Origin of the sequence: Methylobacterium sp. NEAU K (assembly GCF_030700285.1) — a bacterium.
GTDB lineage: Bacteria > Pseudomonadota > Alphaproteobacteria > Rhizobiales > Beijerinckiaceae > Methylobacterium.
On record NZ_JAUYZJ010000059.1, the window covers coordinates 1 to 19,258 of the forward strand.

General features: G+C 65.6%; 19 protein-coding genes and 1 pseudogene. 14 read left to right on the forward strand and 6 right to left on the reverse strand.

What is annotated here, in order from left to right:
* Positions 1 to 498: pseudogene (locus Q8W67_RS25850) on the reverse strand (transposase); the annotation flags it as partial.
* A gap of 65 nt (positions 499 to 563) precedes the next feature.
* On the opposite strand from Q8W67_RS25850, the gene Q8W67_RS25855 reads away from it, so the two are divergent.
* Positions 564 to 1,013 carry an LssY C-terminal domain-containing protein gene (locus Q8W67_RS25855; RefSeq protein ID WP_305550899.1) on the forward strand — a complete coding sequence of 150 codons (450 nt, stop codon included), beginning with the start codon at positions 564 to 566 and terminating at the stop codon, positions 1,011 to 1,013.
* A gap of 42 nt (positions 1,014 to 1,055) precedes the next feature.
* Positions 1,056 to 1,472 carry a hypothetical protein gene (locus tag Q8W67_RS25860; protein WP_305550901.1) on the forward strand — a complete coding sequence of 139 codons (417 nt, stop codon included), beginning with the start codon at positions 1,056 to 1,058 and terminating at the stop codon, positions 1,470 to 1,472.
* Between the two features lie 451 nt (positions 1,473 to 1,923).
* Here the strand turns inward: Q8W67_RS25860 and Q8W67_RS25865 are convergent, their stop codons facing one another.
* Complete coding sequence (locus Q8W67_RS25865) at positions 1,924 to 2,886, reverse strand: LysR family transcriptional regulator (protein ID WP_305550903.1); 963 nt, start codon at positions 2,884 to 2,886, stop codon at positions 1,924 to 1,926.
* A gap of 302 nt (positions 2,887 to 3,188) precedes the next feature.
* Here Q8W67_RS25865 and Q8W67_RS25870 point away from each other — a divergent pair, with 302 nt between their 5' ends.
* From Q8W67_RS25870 to Q8W67_RS25895, 6 genes are all read left to right on the forward strand, one after another.
* Positions 3,189 to 4,382, forward strand: a complete 1,194-nt coding sequence (locus Q8W67_RS25870; RefSeq protein WP_305550905.1) for an ABC transporter substrate-binding protein — start codon at positions 3,189 to 3,191, stop codon at positions 4,380 to 4,382.
* 135 nt (positions 4,383 to 4,517) lie between these two features.
* Positions 4,518 to 5,393 (forward strand): branched-chain amino acid ABC transporter permease, encoded by an 876-nt coding sequence (locus Q8W67_RS25875; protein ID WP_305550907.1) that lies wholly within the window; start codon positions 4,518 to 4,520, stop codon positions 5,391 to 5,393.
* A complete protein-coding gene (locus Q8W67_RS25880) occupies positions 5,390 to 7,171 on the forward strand; it encodes a branched-chain amino acid ABC transporter ATP-binding protein/permease (RefSeq protein ID WP_305550909.1) in 1,782 nt (593 codons plus the stop codon). Before Q8W67_RS25875 ends, Q8W67_RS25880 begins: the two co-directional genes overlap by 4 nt.
* Positions 7,171 to 7,908 (forward strand): ABC transporter ATP-binding protein, encoded by a 738-nt coding sequence (locus tag Q8W67_RS25885; protein WP_305550911.1) that lies wholly within the window; start codon positions 7,171 to 7,173, stop codon positions 7,906 to 7,908. The genes Q8W67_RS25880 and Q8W67_RS25885 overlap by 1 nt, the downstream gene beginning before the upstream one ends.
* Positions 7,909 to 7,989: 81 nt before the next feature.
* Positions 7,990 to 8,691 carry a cyclase family protein gene (locus Q8W67_RS25890; RefSeq protein ID WP_305550913.1) on the forward strand — a complete coding sequence of 234 codons (702 nt, stop codon included), beginning with the start codon at positions 7,990 to 7,992 and terminating at the stop codon, positions 8,689 to 8,691.
* Between the two features lie 52 nt (positions 8,692 to 8,743).
* Positions 8,744 to 10,153, forward strand: a complete 1,410-nt coding sequence (locus tag Q8W67_RS25895; protein ID WP_305550915.1) for an amidase family protein — start codon at positions 8,744 to 8,746, stop codon at positions 10,151 to 10,153.
* A gap of 320 nt (positions 10,154 to 10,473) precedes the next feature.
* Here the strand turns inward: Q8W67_RS25895 and Q8W67_RS25900 are convergent, their stop codons facing one another.
* Positions 10,474 to 11,826 carry an IS1182 family transposase gene (locus Q8W67_RS25900; RefSeq protein WP_305550917.1) on the reverse strand — a complete coding sequence of 451 codons (1,353 nt, stop codon included), beginning with the start codon at positions 11,824 to 11,826 and terminating at the stop codon, positions 10,474 to 10,476.
* Positions 11,827 to 12,263: 437 nt separating this feature from the next.
* Positions 12,264 to 13,703 (reverse strand): reverse transcriptase domain-containing protein, encoded by a 1,440-nt coding sequence (locus Q8W67_RS25905; protein WP_305550919.1) that lies wholly within the window; start codon positions 13,701 to 13,703, stop codon positions 12,264 to 12,266.
* Between the two features lie 240 nt (positions 13,704 to 13,943).
* Between Q8W67_RS25905 and Q8W67_RS25910 the strand changes: the two genes are divergently transcribed.
* From Q8W67_RS25910 to Q8W67_RS25935, 6 genes are all read left to right on the forward strand, one after another.
* On the forward strand, positions 13,944 to 14,150 hold the full coding sequence (locus Q8W67_RS25910) for a hypothetical protein (RefSeq protein ID WP_305550925.1): 207 nt from the start codon (positions 13,944 to 13,946) through the stop codon (positions 14,148 to 14,150).
* Positions 14,151 to 14,603: 453 nt separating this feature from the next.
* Positions 14,604 to 15,092 carry a hypothetical protein gene (locus tag Q8W67_RS25915; protein WP_305550928.1) on the forward strand — a complete coding sequence of 163 codons (489 nt, stop codon included), beginning with the start codon at positions 14,604 to 14,606 and terminating at the stop codon, positions 15,090 to 15,092.
* 12 nt (positions 15,093 to 15,104) lie between these two features.
* Positions 15,105 to 15,380, forward strand: a complete 276-nt coding sequence (locus Q8W67_RS25920) for a hypothetical protein (protein ID WP_305550930.1) — start codon at positions 15,105 to 15,107, stop codon at positions 15,378 to 15,380.
* A gap of 35 nt (positions 15,381 to 15,415) precedes the next feature.
* Positions 15,416 to 15,631 carry a hypothetical protein gene (locus Q8W67_RS25925; RefSeq protein WP_305550932.1) on the forward strand — a complete coding sequence of 72 codons (216 nt, stop codon included), beginning with the start codon at positions 15,416 to 15,418 and terminating at the stop codon, positions 15,629 to 15,631.
* Between the two features lie 444 nt (positions 15,632 to 16,075).
* On the forward strand, positions 16,076 to 16,663 hold the full coding sequence (locus Q8W67_RS25930) for a hypothetical protein (protein ID WP_305550934.1): 588 nt from the start codon (positions 16,076 to 16,078) through the stop codon (positions 16,661 to 16,663).
* Between the two features lie 185 nt (positions 16,664 to 16,848).
* Positions 16,849 to 17,658, forward strand: coding sequence for a hypothetical protein (locus Q8W67_RS25935; RefSeq protein ID WP_305550936.1), 810 nt, complete (start codon positions 16,849 to 16,851; stop codon positions 17,656 to 17,658).
* Positions 17,659 to 17,672: 14 nt separating this feature from the next.
* Here the strand turns inward: Q8W67_RS25935 and Q8W67_RS25940 are convergent, their stop codons facing one another.
* Together Q8W67_RS25940 and Q8W67_RS25945 are read right to left on the reverse strand one after the other, a co-directional pair.
* Positions 17,673 to 18,443, reverse strand: a complete 771-nt coding sequence (locus Q8W67_RS25940) for a hypothetical protein (protein WP_305550938.1) — start codon at positions 18,441 to 18,443, stop codon at positions 17,673 to 17,675.
* A 108-nt stretch (positions 18,444 to 18,551) separates the two neighbouring features.
* The coding region (locus Q8W67_RS25945) for an IS3 family transposase (RefSeq protein WP_305545543.1) at positions 18,552 to 19,258 on the reverse strand (707 nt) is incomplete at its 5' end.

Here is a 19,258-nt window from a genome sequence, read left to right on the forward strand (position 1 = left end):
CTGCCTGCAGCAGCGCGGTGACACGGCGGTAGCCGTAGCGCCCGTACTCGGACGCCAGGGCGACGATGGCGCGGGTCAGCGCATCCTCGTCGGCCGGCAGTGTGGGCACGTAGCGCTGCGTGCCCCGGTGCTGGCCGACCATCCGGCAGGCGTGACGTTCCGAGAGGCCGTACTTCTCCCGGATGCCATCGACCGCCTGCCGGCGTCGCTCGGGGGCTATAAGTTTCCCGCAGCGACGTCCGCCAGTACCTGCTTTTCCAAAGACAGATCCGCCACGAGCCGCCGCAACCGAGCGTTCTCGCGCTCCAGGTCCTTCATCTTCCTGGCCTGGTCGACTTGGAGGCCGCCGTACTCCTTGCGCCAGCGGTAATAGCTCTGCTCAGAGATCTCCGCCTCCTTGCACGCCAGCGCCAAGCTCTTGCCCTGTGCTGTCTGCACCTCGATCTGGCGCAGCTTCAGCACCACCTGCTCCGCGCTCGTCTTCTGACCTCGCCGCATGTCCTACTCCTTCGGTCCTGGCTGATCCTCTCAATCAGCCCGGTCCAAAGCCAGCCGGTCAGGTCATGGGCTTCCAGCGCTCAATCGACGACAACCCCCGCAAGCGCCACCACGTGCGCTTCTGGAGCCTCTCCATCGAGCGCGCGGAGGCGACCCTCGACATCGCGACCTTCTGGCTCGCGTCGGGCCGGCCCGCCAACACGGAACGCACCATGTGGGTCGGCGCCGCAACCAAGGATGTGGGGCTCTCCCTGACGCGCCTCAGTTTCCAGATCACCCATGCGACGGACGCCGACACCAACGCAGAGCGCGAGTTCCTCGTCCAGAGTTTGACGAAGCAAGGGGTGATCGGACCGGTGCGCTATCATCGGCCTGGCGAACGGCTGTCGCTCGGCACGGTGAACCGCTACGTCAGCGACGGCTTGGTCGCCGTCGCGGACCTGAGTTCTCAGCCCGGCACTTCGCTTCGTCGTGATGGCTCTGCCCTAGGTGCCGTTTCCGAGAAACCTGACTGAGTTCGACCAAGGGACAGGTTTCACCGGCGGATGGAGCGCGGCATGTCATTCTTTCGGGAGCTTCTCGCCACCCCAAGCCACGTACCGACCACGTCCAATTACACGGCCATGAACGATGCGCTCTATCTCGCGGCCGGAGCGCTACTCGTCGCCTGGCCAGGCGCGACGCAGGTGCTTTTCAGGGACCGGGCCTTCGTGGGGGATGGGCAGGGATTCATCCGTGCCATGGGGCTCCTGGTGATCGTCATTAGTTGGCTCTACCTGTTCGGGGGGCGTGCGGGCGCGCAGCAGATTGTTGCCGCATCAGTGGTCGACCGGCTGGTGTTCGTTCCGGTGGTTCTCATGCCTTTGGCCGCTTCCGGTGTATTCCCGCATCTGCTGGTGACGTTCGCCATTCTCGACCCTGCGCTTGCCTTGGGTGCGTGCGCATTGCTGGCTCGAAGACCGATATCACCGTAATCCGCTCACCCGGGGCATGCGTGACCGCAGCCGGGCACGACCCGCTCGTGTTCCGGCCTTCTGCCGTCGCTCCACCCGCAAGCAGACCTATAATTTGGTCCGTTACGAGGTCCGCTTTCGCGACATCGCCGACGCCAGCTGAACGACCGGCTTGGGCGCAATGCTGAACGTCCGGTCCTGCGCGCGATGTCGACCCGGCGTGACGTAGTGTGGCCGATTGCGGCCTGTCCGCTTCGAGACCCGGGTCATCGGTAAGCGGACGTCCGGCGCGGCTCAGGTGAAGGCCTTGAGGCGACCCTGATCGGTCATTGGCTCAAATGAATTCGAAGGACTGCTCAACGTGGCGCAGCGGAGCTTCGGATGACAGTTGAAGGGCAAGCCAAGCTCAAGTTCGCTACGCCCCCGATCATTTTTACGGTTTGCAGCGGTTGGCTTAAGCAGGCAGCGCCATTCAGGCGCGCGTGCGCACGGTAGCGGAACGCTCCGTCGGCTTGAGGCGGGCGCGCCAAACGGAGCGCTCGACAAGATCGCCGATCACGCCCGCCAGAACTTCGGCGACAGCCTCGCTGCCGCGGGCATTCAGGGTTCGTTGGGAGACCACCACCGAGAGCCTCCAGGATGGCGTTGGATCGACGATCGGTATCGCGACCATCTCGCCGCCCTCGATTTCCGCAGCCAAGGCGAAATGCGGCATGACGGTCGCGAAGGCCTGAGCGCGTACGAGCTCCGCGATCGCGGGCAGGCTCTCGCAGTCCGTTGCCGTCGGTGTGACATCGTGGCGGGCCGCGAGCTGTTCGATCACGGTGCGCAGCACGTTCGGCCGGCCCGGGAGTACAACTGGGAGCGCTTGGTTGAAGACCTGCCGGAACGAGATCTCGCGGCGGGCGGCGAGCGGATGAGCCGCCGGCACAATGAACATCAGGTCTTCGACCATCATCTCGGTCCAGGCCACGTGCTCGAAGGCTTTGTGGTCGTAGAGCAGGGCGACGTCGAGTCGGCCCGACTGGATCCACTCGTCGAGCGTGCCGCTCATCGCTTCGACGACGTGCAGGGTGATGTTCGGCAGCGCCTCCGAGATCGCCCGGTACAGCGGCAGCGAAAGGCCCCGGCAGGCCGAGGTCGGCAGCCCGACCGAGATGCGCCCGCTCGGGCTCGTCGCCTGAGAGCGCACGACCTCCTTCGCACGCTCGACCTCCTGCAGGATGCGCCGCGCGTGCTCGTAGAACTTGAGCCCGAGTTCCGTAGGCGTGACTCCGCGGGCATGCCGAAACAGCAGATCTACGCCGAGTTCCTCCTCAAGGTTGAGCATCTGCTGGCTAAGCGAGGGTTGCGCGATTCGCAGCACCTCGGCAGCCCGCGAGACGTTCCCGCTCTCTGCGATCTGCGCGAAATACCGAAGCTGACGGAGATCCATGGCGATCCTACCGAGGACGTTCGTCAGGATCCACGGAACACCAAGGCGATGTCAAACTGCTCTCAGCCTGGGCAATCTGCGCAAGCTATGTGCACCGCATCACAATTTTGTTTTGCATTGCAGGGGCTTGGCGAACCCATGCCAGCCGCATCTCAGCCTATGATCCATGCTCATAGGAATTTCCAATAGCTCGTATCGGAAATTGGTCTTTGATGTCTGCTGTATTCGTTGCGTAGCCTGACGTTCGTCGACCGAGGATCGGAACCGAGCCCGGACCATCATCAGGAAATCGGAGCCCATTCATGGATGCGCACAAGTATTTGCGCTGCCTATTCCTGGCTGCGCCTTTTGTTATCACGATTCCTGGTACGGCACTGGCTCAGCAAGAGCCCTGCATCGGCAACTCCGCCGCGATCACTGGCCCAGCGGCGTTCGGCGGCCAAGCAATCAAGATGGGTGCCGAGATCGCCATCGACGAGATCAACGCGAAAGGCGGCGTGCTCGGCAAGCCGCTGCGCTTCGTCCAGTACGACGACGCCGGCGCCCCACCGCGGGGCATCGACAACACACGGCGCATCGCGCTTGCCGACAAGTGCGTGGTGGTCCTCGGCGGCTATCACTCCACCGTCTCGGTGGCGCAGGTCGAACCGGTGCACGCCATCGGGATCCCCTTCGTCGGCGTGCTCGCCGCCAACACCCAGGCGATCGAGAACGGCCGCAGCCCGAACTACATGTTCCGGGTCTCCGCCAAGGACAAATGGGTCGCCCGCTTCCTCGTCGAGCAGGCCGCCAAGGTCTCGAAGACCGGTAAGATCGCGTTCTTCTACGAGAACACCGGCTGGGGCAACGGCGCGGTTCCGGACGTGAAGGCGGCCATCGCCAAGGGCGGCAAAGAGCTCGTCGCCGTCGAGACCTTCAACTGGAACGACCAAGACATGACCGCGCAGGCGATCCGCGCGCGGGATGCCGGTGCCGACGTCGCCCTGTTCTGGGCCCTCGACCGCGAGGGCAACCAGCTCGTCCGCTCGATGGACAAGGTCGGGTTCAAGCCCACCATCATCGGTGCCTGGGGCATCGCCGGCAATCTCGGCGAGCTCGCCGGCCCGCTCGCCAACGGCGTCGAGGTCGTGCAGACCTACAGCTTCATGGGCGACCTCGACCCCAAGGGCCAGGCGCTCTGGCAGAAGATCCAGGCGAAGTACGGCCTGAAGGATCCGTCGCAGATCAAGATGGGCTCCGGCATCGCCAATGCCTACGACGCCGTGCACATCGTGGCGCAGGCGATCGAGAAGGCCGGCGCCTACGACTGGAAGAGGGTCCGCGAGGCGCTCTATCAGGTCAAGTACGACGGCCTCGTCGCCAAGTACGACCCCGCCTTCGACGCCTCCGACCCCGAGCGCCAGGACGCGATCCTGCCAAGCTACTACAAGCTGACCGTCTGGTCCGACGGCAAGCTGCTGCCGATCGCGCAGACGCCGTACGGCAAGACGAACTGAAGGCGCGCGCGCCTCTCGCTCCTTCCCCAGCGGGAGGGGCCGGGGCGGTTCGTCCGGATCCCCCCTCACCGGGCCGGACCGCCCCGACTCCGCTGAACGACCCGCCCGCCTCGCATCGGGAGCCCCGCGGCAGCCATGACGACCGCCCTGCAATACACCCTTTCGGGCCTCGCGATCGGAGGGATCTACGCCCTGGTTGCGCTCGGCTTCCACATCATGTGGTCGGCCGCCAAGGCCGTGAACTTCGCCCACGGCGACACCCTGATGATCGGCGCGGTTCTCGCGGTGATGGGCGTCGATGCCGGCCTGCCGCTGCCGCTCGCCTGCCTGCTGGCGATCCTGGCCGGAGCCCTGTTCGGCGTCGTGCTGGAGCGCTTCGCGGTGCGTCCCTTCATCGGCGCCAACGCCTCGATCGGCTGGATGCTGACCACCATCGCGGTCGGGATCATGGCGGAATCGCTTGCCACCATGCAGTTCGGCGGCTTCTCCCGCCCGCTGCCCTCGCCCGGCGTCGCCGGGCCCATCTCGATCTTCGGCGCAGGCGTCTACCCGCAGGAACTCGTCATCCCGGCGGTCGCGGTGCTGGCGATGGTGGGGCTCCACGTGATGCAGCGGCGAACCCTGGTCGGGCGCGCGATGCAGGCGGTGGCCTACAATCGCCAAGCGGCGGCCCTGATGGGCATCGACGTCGATCGGATCGTGATGTTCTCCTTCGGTCTCGCCGCCCTGTTCGGGGCAGGCGCGGGTGTGCTCGTCGCACCCGTGATCCAGGCCTCGGCCAGCATGGGCGTGCTGCTCGGGCTGAAGGGCTTCGCGGTCGCCATCATCGGCGGCATCACCAGCGGGCCGGGCGTCGTCCTGGCCGGCCTCGCCTTCGGGGTCATGGAGAAGTTCGTCGAGGGCTACGTCTCGACGGCGGCGCGCGAGATCGTCGGCTTCAGCGCCATGATCATTGTGCTCCTCGCCTTCCCTCAGGGCCTGTTCGGCCGCCGGGAGATCTTCAAGGTATGAAGGCCCTCCACATCCTCGGCTTCGCGTTGCTCGCGGCCATCCTCGTCGTCGTGCCGCTCACCTCCGGCAACGAGTACGAACTGCGCCTGTTCATGCTGTTCCTGATTTACGGCGTGATCGCGGTCGGCCTGAACGTCCTCGTCGGCCTCACCGGCCTCGTCTCCCTGGGTCAGGCGGGTCTGTTCGCGCTCGGCGCCTATACCGGCGCGATCCTGGCAATCCGGTTCGGCCTCGACCTCGTGCTCGCAAGCGTCGGCGCGGCAGTCGTCGCCGGCCTCTTCGGCGCGGCTCTCGCCTATCCGAGCGTGCGGGTGCGGGGCGTCTATCTCGCGGTGGTGACGATCGCCTTCGGCCTCATCGTCGAGAACGTCGCCATCGAGTGGCATAGCCTCACCGGCGGGACCACGGGGCTCACCGGCATCCCGGGCCCGAACCTCTTCGGGTACCCGCTCTCGGGCTACGCCTTCTACGCGGTGCTCGCGGTCACGCTCTTCCTCGCCACGCTGGCGACGCACAACCTGAAACACTCGGGCTACGGCCGCGCCATGCTGGCGGTCGCCCAGAGCGAGACGGCCGCGCGCAGCCTCGGCATCGGCGCCACGGGGATCCGCACGCTCGCCTTCACCGTCGCGGCGGTCACGGCGGGAATCGCCGGCAGCTTCTACGCCTTCCTGAACGCCTATATCTCTCCCGACATCTTCACCTTCGCCGATTCCGTCCGCTTCCTGCTGATGGTGATTTTAGGGGGAGCGGCCTCGACCTTCGGACCCGTGCTCGGGGCCTTCATCCTGACCTATCTGCCGGAAGTGCTGCAGCGCTTCGCCGAGTGGCAGAAATTCGCCTACGGCGCCCTGCTCCTCGCGGTGATGTTTGGTCTCCCCGGCGGCGTTCTGGGTACGATTGGCAGCCTTTACGCTCGCCTACGCCCCGGCCCGCGCGGCGTCGATCCGGCCGAGGGCACCCCCGTCGCCGAGATCATGGCGGGCCGCGAGCCCGCGAGCCTGGAGACCGACCGCCTGACCGTTCGCTTCGGCGGGCTCACGGCATTGGACGCGGCGAGCATCCGGGTCGCCCCGGGCGAGATCCATGCCCTGATCGGACCGAACGGAGCCGGCAAGTCGACCTTCGTCAACACGATCTCGGGCTTCTACCGGCCGAGCGAAGGAGGCGTGCACCTCGGCGGGACCGACCTTGTCGGCTGCAAGGTCCACGGCATCGCGCGGCTCGGCCTCGCCCGCACCTTCCAGAACACCGAGCTATTCGGTCAGATGACGGTTCTGGAAAACGTCATGGTGGGTGGCTTCCACCATCTCGGCTATCGTCTGCCCAGCGCGATCCTGCGCACGCCCCGCTTCCGCCGTGAGGAGGTCGCCTGCCGCGCTGCCGCGATCGGCCTCCTCGACTTCGTCGGCCTCAACGACGCGGCCAACGAGCAGGCACGCTTCCTGCCCTTCGGCCACCAGCGCCGCCTGGAGATCGCCCGGGCGCTCGCCACGCGTCCGCGCCTGCTGCTCCTCGACGAACCCGCCGCCGGACTGACAACGCACGAGATCGACGAGCTGGAGGCGATGATCCGGAAGATTGCCGGGCTCGGTGTCTCGGTGCTGCTCATCGAGCATCACGTCGACCTCATCATGGCTGTCGCCGACACCGTGACAGTGCTCGACTATGGCCAGATCATCGCAAGCGACCGGCCGGAGGCGGTGCAGGCCGACCCGCGAGTGATCGAGGCCTATTTCGGCGGTCCGTCCGCCATCCTCGACGAGGAGGCCGCCTGATGACCGATACCCCCCTTCTCGTGGTCGAGGACCTGGAGGTCCGCTACGGCGCGGTGACGGCACTCCGCGGTGCGAGCCTGACCGTACGGCGCGGTCAGTTGGTTGCCGTGATCGGCAACAACGGCGCTGGCAAGACGTCCCTGATGCGCGGCCTCACCGGGCTCGTGCGCCCGAGCGCCGGGCGCGTCCTGTTCAAAGGCGAGGAGGTCACGCGGCTTCCCGCCCACGCCAAGGTGGCCCGCGGACTCGCGATGGTGCCGGAGGGGCGGCTCATCTTCCCGGACCAGACGGTCGAGGACAACCTCATCCTGGGCGCATATGCCCACGGGGGGCTGAAGACCAAGCGCTCGAAGGAGTCCCTGGAACGATCGCTCGCCCTGTTCCCGCGATTGCGCGAGCGCGTTCGCCAAACCGCCGGAAGCATGTCGGGCGGCGAACAGCAGATGCTCGCCATAGCCCGCGGGCTGATGGCCGAGCCGGACCTCCTCGTCATCGACGAACTTTCGCTCGGCCTCGCTCCCCGGGTCGTCGAGCAGCTGATCGGCGTCCTGCGCGAGCTCAACCGGCAGGGCCTCACCATTCTTCTCGTCGAGCAACTCGCATCCTACGCGCTCGCCATCGCCGACCACGCCTACGTGGTGGCGCAGGGGCGCGTGGTGCGGGACGGCCCGAGCAGGCTTCTCGCCCGCGACCCGGAGGTCATGGAGACCTTCCTCGGCAAGAAGAAAGCCGCCTGAGAACGGCACCTCCGAAGACCCGATCCGACGCGGCACCGGGCGGCGCCGCGAACGGTCTCCCATGCCCGACAAGGAACCGTAATGCCCCAGCGCGTCGTCGACCTGAGCCTCCTGATCGAGGACAACATGCCGGCCCACAAGCTCTTCCAGCGGCCGGTGCTCACCACCCATCTCAGCCACGAGAGCTCTGCCGCCCTCGGACTCGGCGTCCCCGGCGACGCGATGACGTTCCAGACCAACTTCATCGCGATGCTCGATCACGTCGGCACCCACGTTGACGCGTTCCTTCACGTCAACCCGAACGGACAGCCCGTCGACGAGATGCCGCTTGAGATGTTCATGGGCAAGGCCGTGTGCTTCGACCTACGCCACATTCCCGACCTCGGCGACATCACGGTCGCCGACATGGAGGCGGCCGAGGCCAAGAGCGGCGTGAAGGTCGACGGTCACATCGTCCTGCTCTGCACCGGCTTCCATTCCCGCAACTACCCGGGCCCCGACTCGGTCTGGAAGAACCCGCTGCTCACCGCGGAGGCGACCAGGTGGCTGCACGCGCGCGGCTCGAAGATGCAAGGCGTCGAGGGGCCTTCCACCGACAAGCCGAGCGATAACATCTTCGCCCAGCACCGTCTCTGCCGCGACCTCGGCATGAGCCACTGGGAATGGCTGGTGAACCTCGAGGAACTCGTGGGCAAGGGCGAGGTGCAGTTCTTCGGCGTGCCACTGAAGTTCAAGGGCGGCTCCGGCTCGCCGGTGCGCGCCTTCGCCATCGTCAACGACTGATGCAACCGCGGCGCCCCTGGGGCGCCGCACCGCGATCTCCGGAGAGTGGGCGATGACGAGCGACCTGGACTTCATGACCGCGCTGGAATTGCGGGGTTTGATCGCGAGCCGGTCGGTCTCGCCCGTGGAACTCACGGAGCTCTCCCTGGCGCGTGCGGAGGCGAGCCAGGGAACGCTGAACGCCTTCTCCCATCTCATGCCCGAGGAGGCACGGTCCGCGGCCCGCCGGGCCGAGGAAGCCGTGATGCGAGGGGCCCCACTGGGGCTGCTCCACGGCCTGCCGGTCTCGGTGAAGGACCTGATCGCGGTGGGCGGTCAGCCCTACGCCTCAGGTTCGCGGGCCATGGCAGGCAACATCGCCGCCGCCGACGCCCCCTCGGTCGAGAGACTGCGCGCGGAAGGCGCCATCATCATCGGTAAGACCACGACGAGCGAGTTCGGAGCCAAACCTGTGGGCGACTCGCCGCTCACAGGCATCACGCGTCATCCCTGGGACCTTACGAAGACCCCGGGCGGATCGAGCGCCGGCGCGGCCGCATCGGTGGCGGCCGGGATCACGCCCTTCGCTCTGGGCACGGACGGCGGGGGCTCCCTGCGCATTCCGGCGGCGCTGACGGGCCTCGTCGGCCTCAAGGCGCAATTCGGGCGCGTTCCGGTCTGGCCGACCTCGGCGACACCGACACTCGCCCATGTCGGCTCCATCGCGCGCAATGTGGCCGATGCCGCGTTGCTGACGTCGGCGGTTGCAGGCCACGATCCCCGCGATCCCTTCGCAGTGGCCGGGCCCGTGCCCGACCTTCTGGGCGCGGCGAAGGCTTCCGTCGCCGGACTCCGGGTCGCCTGGAGCGCGACGCTCGGCTACGCAAGGCCCAACCCCGAAGTCGCCGCCGTTGCCCGTGCGGCGGCGATGGCGTTGGCAGACCAGGGCGCGATCGTGGAGGAGGTCGACGAAGTCTTCGAGTCCGATCCGGCCGATCTCTGGACCGCCGAGTTCTACGCCGGCATCGGCACACGCCTGCGCAGCGTTCTCGAAGCACGACGCGACCTCCTTGACCCGGCAGTCGCGGATGTGCTCGACGCCGCCCTCGCCCAGGAGATGCGCGCCTACTACGAGACGGTCTTCGCGCGCTACGCGTTGCGGGACCGGATGGTCAGCTTCTTCACCGGCTACGACGTCCTTCTGTCGCCGACACTGCCGATCTCCTCCCTGGAAGCAGGCCGGAACATTCCCGAAGGTCTGGAAGACCGCAGCCTCGTCTCCTGGGCCTTCTACACCTATCCTTTCAACCTAACGGGCCAGCCCGCAGCCTCCGTCTGCGCGGGACTAGCCTCGGACGGCATGCCGGTCGGTCTCCAGATCATCGGCCGCAGCCTCGGCGAGATCGACGTGGTGCGAGCGGCTGCGGCGGTCGAGAGAACGCAGCCGCAGGGCTATAATCTTCGGCCGTTTACAGGACCGTGAAGAGCAGCTGCGGTGGGAATGGCCGGAGGTAGGCTCCGGCTCCGGCGAAGTTGTTTTGAGCGGCGTTGCTGCTGCGCCTTCGGACAGGAAGAAGTTAATCCCTTGCAGCCGGGGCGGATCTCAATTCAGCCGAAACGGAAAATCCGGTCGTGGCGCAAGTGGGATCTGTGATTCGGCTTGTGGCGATGTCCGCTTTGAAGATGCCGGCAAAGGCCGACGAATGTCCAAGATGGGCGGATTTCGTTGAAAAACTCGTTGGCGGCCGAGATCGGAGAGGGACGGGATGAGCCCTCGCCTTCGGGCTGGGTGTCGCCTGCCGGTCAGGCCGGGCTCGGCTGCGGGATCGGGATGACTTTTGCGAGCTTCCTCAGGTTCTGGGCGGCGGCTGCGAGGTGGAACTCGTCCTTCGCTCCATTCGGTCCTCGTAGCCGGAGGCGGTCCAGCTTCAGGATGCGCTTGAGGTGGGCAAACAGCATCTCGACCTTCTTGCGCTCGCGCCGGGAGGTGCGGCCTTCCTCGGAGCGTGCGATGTCGCGGGCCATGTCCCGCGCGCCCTCGTAGATCGAGCGCGGGACCTTGCGCACCGGCTCGTTTGGGCAGCACCGCGCCTTCAACGGGCATGGCGCGCAGTCGAACTTGCTCGCGCGGTACAGCAGCGTTGCCCCGTCGTTGACCAGGCTGCCGGTCGTGGTCAGCACTTGGCCCGCCGGGCCGCGGTAGACGTCGCCCGGCTGGTCGTAGGTGAAGTCGGCGCGTGAGAAGGTGCCGTCGGTGCGGGCCGACTTGTCGAACACGCTGATATGCGGCTCGATGCCCTGCTCGTAGACGAGCCAGCCCAGCATCTCAGCCGAACCGTAACCGCTGTCGCCGGCCAGCTTGGACGGATAGAGGTCGAAGCGCTCGCGCGAACGCTCGATCATGCGTTTAGCCGCTGTGACCTCGGCTTGCCGGATGGCCGTGGTCGCCTCGACGTCGACGATGATCGCGTGGTCGAGGTCGATCAGATAGTTGGCTGTGTAGGCGAAGAACGCCCGCCCGCCGTGCGCTCCGGTCCAGCGCGCGGCCGGATCGGCGGGCGAGATGAACTTGGGCGGCACCGGCGTCGCGGCCCCGAAGGCGGCCTCGTCGAGGACGGCGAGGTACTCCTGAGCGGCGCGGCTCACGACCTCAGCCGGCAGGCCGGCAGAGCCTTCGGCCCCCTTCTGCCGATTGGCATCGGCCCTGATCAGGCTGCCATCGACGGCAAAGCCTTCGCCACCCACGAGCCCCTCAGCGATGCAGCGGGCGAGCACAGTCTCGAACAGACGACGCAGGAGGTCACTGTCGCGGAAGCGGCCATGACGGTTCTTGGAGAAGGTGGAATGATCCGGCACCCGGCTGTCGAGTCCGAGCCGGCAGAACCAGCGGTAGGCGAGGTTGAGGTGGACCTCGTCGCACAGCCGGCGCTCCGAGCGGATGCCGAGGCAGTAGCTGACGATCAGCATGCGGATCATCAACTCGGGATCGACGGAGGGGCGGCCCGTCGAAGCGTAGAACGGGGCTAGCTCCTGGCGCAGGCCGGTCAGGTCGACGAAGCGGTCGATGGAGCGAAGCAGATGGTCGGCGGGAACGTGGGTGTCGAGCGAGAACTCGTAGAACAAGACACCCTGCTCGACTTGCCGAGATCCAATCATCTGCTTCGATCTCCGTCTCTCGACAGGAATGAATCACCTTATCACTACCGCTGCAACACCCGAGTTTTTCAACAGAATCGGCGCAAAGCGGAAAGTCCGCTTTTCGTACCGGCGATACTTAACAACGCCACGCACGCGAGCGACTTGTTCAGTATCTTGCCGCCGTTCACAGCCGACCCCAGTGCAACCGGTTGCACTGAATGATGTGCCATCAGCCCCTATGAACACCCAGTCGCGCAAAGTACTGACGGAAGGTATGGGACAATCGTCCTCCCGCACCAGCGCCAATGAAATCAACATTTTAGATGCGACCGCTGAGCGCCGTGTGTAGCAGTCGTGTGGAGCAGATTGCAACTTGGGCCGTGGCACCACCGGAGGCGCGTGATAGGCGCAGCCAACCGTTCTCCCAGACGAACCAGATCACCTCACGCCGCAGGTCATCCGTGTTCGTACATGAAGCTTGGCTGATGCAGCACCCGATGCTGATAGCTCGCTTGCATCCGGAGCGCCCGGCCGCGCATCTGAAAGTCTAAGGCGTAACTTAGGACGCTGTTCGCCCATTGCGCAGCCCGCGTTAGAGGACGCCCATTTTTACGGAGGCCCATGGATGCGCCCCAACTCCGAACGCGTCTTTTGATGTCTTCCAGTTGCTCTTCCCGTGTCAGAGGACGGCCCTTTTGGCGACGGTCCATAGGTGAGCCGCGTTCCCGAACGTGTCTTTTGATGTTTTTCCGCAACATTCTGTAGCCCTCAACCATGGTTGAGATCCAGGTTACACACTCTGACATTTTCGCTGGTGATACTTCTGCATAAACGCGCCGCCTCTTAGCAATGAAGCGGATACCTAAGAAGTCGAACCCCTGCTTGATCGACCTTGCGTCCTTACAAAGCAATTTAAGCGGTCCGAACCGGCTGCGTGTGAACGCTTCCCGTAGGATATCTGCCGCGCACCCTGCATCCGCTTTTGTGCGACTGAGAATGGCAATGTTGTCTGCATGACAGGTGAGGTGAACAGTCTTCGGCCAATCCGAATGCCGTTCAGCATCATCTATCACCGACGCTATTACCGCCTCCGTCAAGAGCGGAGAGAGGCTGGAGCCTTGGGGAACACCGGCCCGGACCTGCTGCTGAAGGTTGCTAAGATCGATAGAGGAGATCTTCCTCCTGGTCTTCCTGATAGATGCCCTCACACTCCTAGAGAGTGCATTGGCTTCCATCATCCTCCCGAGGTTGCCCCCGAGAAGCTCTTTAACGCCATCCGGATCGATGGAGGCGTAGCAATTCGCGATGTCGCCTTCGATGAACCAGCCATAGCCCTTGGCCGCTAGATCCCTGATGCGGCGACCCTCTTCAGGCGCGCCACCGTTCTCCACGGCGAACTGGTCCTCTCTGATCCGCAGGAATGGTCTTACCACCCGCTTCAGCAGGAGCTGGGCCGCGCGCGCGGGTAGGTCGAAGTTCACAACCGGACGGTATCCGCCCTTCGGTTTTGGTTCCGGACGGTAGCTGGCCGACCCCTGCGGCTGCCGCAGGTCCATCTCATCCGCGATCTTGTGAAGCTCAGCGCCTTTGGTTCTCAGACCTCGCGGTAGCTTCTTGTTCGCATCAAACAGGGCGACGAACTTGGCGTCGTGGGAGTGGCCGTACCTGCGGGCTAACTGTGCCGCGTCCCTGGTCCTGCCTTCGGCGACGAACCGCTCGATCCGTTCCAGCATCTTCTTCGCGTGGTTGTGCGCCTTCTTTCCCCGTTTACGCAGGGGGGAAGGTAGGCAGCGCACCACGGGCGGCAAGCTTGACCGTTCCAGTGCAACCGGTTGCACCAGCTCCTGGCCTTCGGCACTCCTTGTGTGATCCCGCGCAAGCATCGTCGCCGTCATTCGTTGACGCGTGCTGCCGCTACACCCTATATATAAGGCATCGGCCGCGACGCGCGGTTGTGACTAGGAGCGCTTCGCTGATCCGCCAAGACTGACGACGCGCTCAACTTCTTCGAACCCTCGGGCCAGCAAGCCCGGGGGTTTTTTTATAACTTCAAAGGTTGTGTTCTGTCCAGCGAATTAACTTGCAAATTAATATTCGATGGTGCACGGTCGCAGCATTGATTTCTGGAGGCCGTGATGATCGGGCTGGGCTACAAGGACACGGCTGAAGTCGTGCAGAAGATTGATTGCATCGTGCTCGCACGTCGGCGTGAGAACCCCGGCGAAAGCTATTCGCGAGCCGCGTTTCTCCGCGATGCCGTCAACCGCGCCTTGGCGGGTGTCGAAGTCACGCCTCCGAAAGTCCGTACGCGGGTTCGCGAGCGCTCCAGCGCCGCTGCCTGACACCCTGACCACCGATACCGCCGCGCGTCGCCCCCTCCGGCACGTGGCGTCACCGACCGCCAACCGGGCCGCGCATTCCGTGCACCCGTCCAACAGCAAACGAGGGGGCCTACCGTGAATTTGTCCGCGATCAAGAACGTCAAGTCTGCCGAACAGCGCGCTGCGGAAGAGACCGCCAAGCGGGCCGTGTCCCACGCAAACAGCGGCCTAGCCTTTCGCAATGTGTCGCCCACGACCCAGGCCGCGGTTGTTGCGAAGGCCACCGCCGCCCATGCTCCAGTGAAACCGGTTGCACCAGGAGCCCAGGCCTCCGGCGACCTAGCCCTTGCTCTGAGAGCAATGACGGACGGTATCGCTGCCTGCACTGCGGCCATCCGGGCGCCCGTTCAGAAGGCGGCCCCCGCCCCGCGGCCTGCGGCTCCTGCCCCCACGCCCGTGACCCATGACACCGCTTTGGCGACGGTCGCTAAGCGCGCCCGCACCGCGGAGATTGCAGCCGAGGAAGCCCAGCGGGCGCCGCAGCGCGCCACCATGGTGCTGTCGCCGTCCGCGAATGCCCCGTACCTGCCGATCGAGACGGAGACCCAGCGTCGCCGTTCCCGTGATGACGCCGTGGCGGCCCAGCGCGCAGCCGAGAAGTCGGCCACCGACCGGGTGTTGGTGTCGAAAGGTGGCGCCCGCGCACTGACCCTGCGGGCGCTGGACGCCAGTCTGTCCGCCAACGCTCTGGTGGCGCCGACCCACGTAATCGGCAAGTGGCAGGAAGCCGGCCGGCGGCCCGTGCGGGTCCGCGCTTCGGACCTGAGCGACGCCACCGGCCTGACCACCGTGCACGCCCAGGACGCTCTCGAAGAGCTAGAGGCCAAGCGGGCGACGATCACCTCGATCAACAGCGCGGGCGTCCGGCTGATCCAGCCCGGCCTGGCTGTTGTCGGCGCGTAAGGGGTCGCCGCGATGACCGCCCACGACTTCGACGCCGCCATGGCGGTGATCCGGAAGGTGCATGTGGAGGGGCAGCCCTTGCCGCCCCTCGCGCATGCGGCCGGACGGCCCACCGCGCGGATGGCCGCGGACCTTCTGACTTTCCTACGGGAGGCCGAGCGGACCGTGATGACCGCGGCCCGCTCTGAGGGCGGCCGGACGATCCACCTGGGCGCACGTGAAGGCGTTGAGCCGGTCTATGACTTGCCCCCAGGCTGCCGCTTGGTCCCGCGGGGTCACCCCCGATGATCGGGGCGGCCCGCGGCGGGGATGATTTCACGCTGATGTCGGGGTTGCTGCGGTCCCACATCGTGGACCGGGTCTCGATCGAGCACTTGGCCCACGATTTCGGCTACACACCCGCCCGGCTACGGACCTTGCTCCTCAATCATTTGGGAGCGTGCCTTGCGGCCTTGGCGATCGAGGTGCCGGACGCCCTGGAGCCGCAGGCCCATCCCCCGGAAGTCGGGCCAACCGCGCGGCGGAGGCTCCGGCTATGACCGGGACAGCACCCACCCTGCGGCGGCGGTTTCGCGCTCCACCATTGCCCCGTGAGGGCCGCGGCGAACCGAAGACATACCGTGTCGATCTGTACGAGAACGGCGCAACCGCGGTCTTCCTCGTGGCGGCATACACCCGACCACAGGCGGCGGCGCTGCTCCAGGTCGGGGCGGTCTACCTGAAAACGCACGGCAGGCGGCCATCAGCGGCGGAGCGGGAACGTGCCGAAATGGTCTTGGGGCAGGTATGGGTCCGCGCCCCGGGTGCCCCGAACTTTGTGAAATGGCCGGACCAAGCCGGCCTCTTGTGGTCCTGATCATCCCCGGCGATCCGCCGGGATCACCTTAAGAGCGAGCATTCTACGGCTGATGAAGCCGGTAGGCAGTCTCCTCTCCCCCTGCATCGCCGCGATCCCCGAGGGGCCGGCTGGGAGACCTGCTGCCATGCCCTACGTTCTCGAACCTGCCCTCCTTGCCCTGCCGGGTCATCGCGCGTCGTGGGCTACTGACCTTCTGACCTTCGAGGAGGCCGATCGGCACCTCTCGCAACTGACCCGCATCCCAGGGTGCGGTTGCCTGCGGTACTCCAACTTCCGCTCGCGCGCCCACACACGGGTTCGGCTGCCGGGCGGGATCACCAAAGAGATCGCGGTAGCGCGCCTGATGTGCGTACTGAGCGCTGATCGCCCTCTCGGCCCAGACGACATCGCCTGTCATTCGTGCCACCAAGAAGAATGTTGTCACCCGGATCACATCTACGCAGGTACGCGCCGCTCTAATGGTCGCGACATCTACAGGCAGGACATGCCGATCCGGAAGCGCCGGGCGCCGCGCTTCTACGATGGCCACCTTCTGAGGATCGCGGAGCAACCGCCATCCCAGTGGCCCTTAACGCCACCCAAGCCGAAGCCGATACCGTTCGCGGAAAGGCTACGCCTAGCCCTCGATGTGCCGGAGTACCTGAAGACGCCCCATCCACCTGTGATGAGGGCTACATTACGGGAAGACCTTTCCGATCTTTCCCTATCCTGAAAGGGCGGAAACGGCCTGTTTCATCCGCGAAGATATTCGCTCGCTTTCGCCAGCCTTAGAGGGCGAAGGCGCTCCGGGCCTCGATTACTGAACGCTAGCGGTGCCTCTACAGCGTCACCGTCCGAAAAACACATGGCGAAAGGGCGAAGTGCTCCGCGCCACCACCGCATCCGCAGGAGGCCATCATGTCCAGAGTGGCGAACGTCGGCACGGAGCGGGACAAGGCCAAGGCCGCCTACGACGCCACGGAAGGGGTCAACGCCGGCTTCCGTGGGTCCAAGCGAGCGTCCGCCAAGGCCGCCCTGGACGCCGCCCAGGCTGCCGTTGACGAGCTGGACACCCGCCGGGAGCGGTACGCGTGCCGGAACGCTACCCCTGGGGCTGCGACCGTCGCCACGAAGTCGGACCCCCAGACCGCGATCGGGACCGCGGAGGCGATGTCGGGGAAGTCGGCGGCCACCAAGGCGGCGGAGGCTGCCGCGATCAAGGCGACCCAGGACGCCGCGGCGCTCCACGCTCTGCATCAGGACGAAGCGCAGACGAAGGCCATCCAAGCGTTCAAGCCGAAGCCCCAGGGCGATCCGGTGAAGTCGATCCGGTACGGGGACAAGACCGGGAAGCCGGCGGCGCCCATCTCGGCCACCAACGTGGCCCCGATCCCGGGCAGCACCATCGCCCAGCCGCGGCCCGGGACCCAAGGTGCCCCCGTCGTCCCCGGAGCTGCCCTCGCCCAGGCCGGCGGCTTATCGAAGGTGGAGGTGACGAACCCGGTGGGGCTCGTGACCCCGGTACTGATCACGGCCCAGGGCGTCATCAACGTGAAGGATGATGCGGTTGCTGCGGCCATGTCCGGGCTGATGGGTTCGCTCAACTCCATCGCCGCATCCTGTGCTGCCATCGCGGCCAAGGACTTCAGCCCCCGGATCACCGTCCAAGGTGGTGGCGGAGCGGGAGCGGCTGGGGCAACTCGGGAGCGTTCCTCGTTCAGCGACTAGGCTGCCGGGGAATGCTATTCGAGGATCGTTTCGCCGCTGCGTTCCCAGACCATTGCCCAGAACTGTTGGCCCCAGTCGGTCTGATGCCCATCGAGGTAACGCGACTTACCGAGTGCCGCGCCCAGTTGCGTTATAAGCGCGGCTAACCCCGCATCAGTAGGGTTCGCCGCCAACCAGATCCGACCGAGCACATAGGAAAGCAGTGCGTGGAAGAGAGTGATGCGGGTTGCCTTCTGTGCATCATAGGCGCGAGGCCGCATCTCTATAATCGCGTGTGAGGCTGCGTCCGGCGTGTTCGCGCCGTAAAAGCGATGAAGACGAAGCTGCCACTGTGCAAGGCCACGCCCATAGTGTGCGTATGGTTGGACCGCCCCTGCGAACTCTCGCATGAAAGTGTACCACGGCTCGCTCCAAAGCCCTGACCCATAGCTTGGCCAAACGTTCGCTTGCAGCCACGCTCTCAACTTCCCGGCCGTCAGCTCATCGGCATCCCATCTGAGCAAAATTGCTTCAGCATCCGGGTGGCCGCACAGTCCGAGTTCGATGATGCTGATCGCTTCGATGCACTGGCGGGTCAGCGCAAGGGCATTGGCGTGCATCCCATCGCGGTTCGCTTGATTTGCCAGTAGTAGCGTATCGAGGATGAACCAGTGCGCCAGCATCGGCGCACTCTTCACCTGCGGCACCATATGGATCGCAGCCATGGCAGCTGCGATGCGCTCCGTGATCTGTGGGGCGGCTTCCTCAGTGAGGGTGAACCATTCTGGCGTTTGACGCGTCATCATCACAGCTTACCAGTCTGCTGCCCTTGCTCATCCTGCTCCAAATGAGCCGGTGTAAATGCTGCACCACATTTGACCTGACCGGTATTTTGGACCGAGCCGATTGAGAGGCTACTGCATGGTGGCGGCCATGGGTAGCCGGAAGGCCAGATCCGGGAAGCTGACAGGCGCAGGTGGCCGATAGCCAAGCGACGAATGCGGTCGGACGCGGTTGTAGGTAGATTGCCATAGACCAATCACGATCTGCGCCTCCTTCAGCGAGTAGAAGATTTCTTGGTGTAGGCACTCGTCGCGCAGCTTGCCGTTGAAGCTCTCACAATACCCGTTCTCCCACGGCGAGCCGGGTGCGATGTACTGGATCTGCGGCCCCGTCTTGGCGACCCACTTACGCAGCGCCTTCGAGATCATCTCGGGGCCATTGTCGCAGCGGATGTGCTCCGGGATACCGTGCAGGCACATGGCGTCGGCCAGCGCCTCGATCACACCTACGCTGTTGATGCGTCGGGCCACCTTCAGCGCCAGGCAGGTCCGGCTGTGCTCGTCGATCAGCGTCAGGATGCGCAGGCTCCGCCCGTCGTGCGTCTGCGCCTGCACGAAGTCGAAGCTCCACACATGGTTGCGGCGGAGCGGCCGTAGCCGCACGCAGGAGCCGTCGTTGAGCCAGAGACGGCTGCGCGGCCGGTGCTTCTGGGGGACCTTCAGCCCCTCGCGACGCCAGATGCGCTGAACCCGATCCTTGCCCACCTGCCAGCCGTCTGCCTGCAGCAGCGCGGTGACACGGCGGTAGCCGTAGCGCCCGTACTCGGACGCCAGGGCGA

Bases quoted from the DNA above. Each gene is read 5' to 3' on its own strand.
- Q8W67_RS25895 (WP_305550915.1), top strand. From the start codon at position 8,744: ATGACGAGCGACCTGGACTTCATGACCGCGCTGGAATTGCGGGGTTTG.
- Q8W67_RS25905 (WP_305550919.1), bottom strand. From the start codon at position 13,703: ATGACGGCGACGATGCTTGCGCGGGATCACACAAGGAGTGCCGAAGGC.
- Q8W67_RS25910 (WP_305550925.1), top strand. From the start codon at position 13,944: ATGATCGGGCTGGGCTACAAGGACACGGCTGAAGTCGTGCAGAAGATT.
- Q8W67_RS25855 (WP_305550899.1), top strand. From the start codon at position 564: ATGGGCTTCCAGCGCTCAATCGACGACAACCCCCGCAAGCGCCACCAC.
- Q8W67_RS25860 (WP_305550901.1), top strand. From the start codon at position 1,056: ATGTCATTCTTTCGGGAGCTTCTCGCCACCCCAAGCCACGTACCGACC.
- Q8W67_RS25925 (WP_305550932.1), top strand. From the start codon at position 15,416: ATGTCGGGGTTGCTGCGGTCCCACATCGTGGACCGGGTCTCGATCGAG.
- Q8W67_RS25935 (WP_305550936.1), top strand. From the start codon at position 16,849: ATGTCCAGAGTGGCGAACGTCGGCACGGAGCGGGACAAGGCCAAGGCC.
- Q8W67_RS25900 (WP_305550917.1), bottom strand. From the start codon at position 11,826: ATGATTGGATCTCGGCAAGTCGAGCAGGGTGTCTTGTTCTACGAGTTC.
- Q8W67_RS25880 (WP_305550909.1), top strand. From the start codon at position 5,390: ATGAAGGCCCTCCACATCCTCGGCTTCGCGTTGCTCGCGGCCATCCTC.
- Q8W67_RS25930 (WP_305550934.1), top strand. From the start codon at position 16,076: ATGCCCTACGTTCTCGAACCTGCCCTCCTTGCCCTGCCGGGTCATCGC.
- Q8W67_RS25870 (WP_305550905.1), top strand. From the start codon at position 3,189: ATGGATGCGCACAAGTATTTGCGCTGCCTATTCCTGGCTGCGCCTTTT.
- Q8W67_RS25885 (WP_305550911.1), top strand. From the start codon at position 7,171: ATGACCGATACCCCCCTTCTCGTGGTCGAGGACCTGGAGGTCCGCTAC.
- Q8W67_RS25890 (WP_305550913.1), top strand. From the start codon at position 7,990: ATGCCCCAGCGCGTCGTCGACCTGAGCCTCCTGATCGAGGACAACATG.
- Q8W67_RS25875 (WP_305550907.1), top strand. From the start codon at position 4,518: ATGACGACCGCCCTGCAATACACCCTTTCGGGCCTCGCGATCGGAGGG.
- Q8W67_RS25920 (WP_305550930.1), top strand. From the start codon at position 15,105: ATGACCGCCCACGACTTCGACGCCGCCATGGCGGTGATCCGGAAGGTG.
- Q8W67_RS25865 (WP_305550903.1), bottom strand. From the start codon at position 2,886: ATGGATCTCCGTCAGCTTCGGTATTTCGCGCAGATCGCAGAGAGCGGG.
- Q8W67_RS25940 (WP_305550938.1), bottom strand. From the start codon at position 18,443: ATGATGACGCGTCAAACGCCAGAATGGTTCACCCTCACTGAGGAAGCC.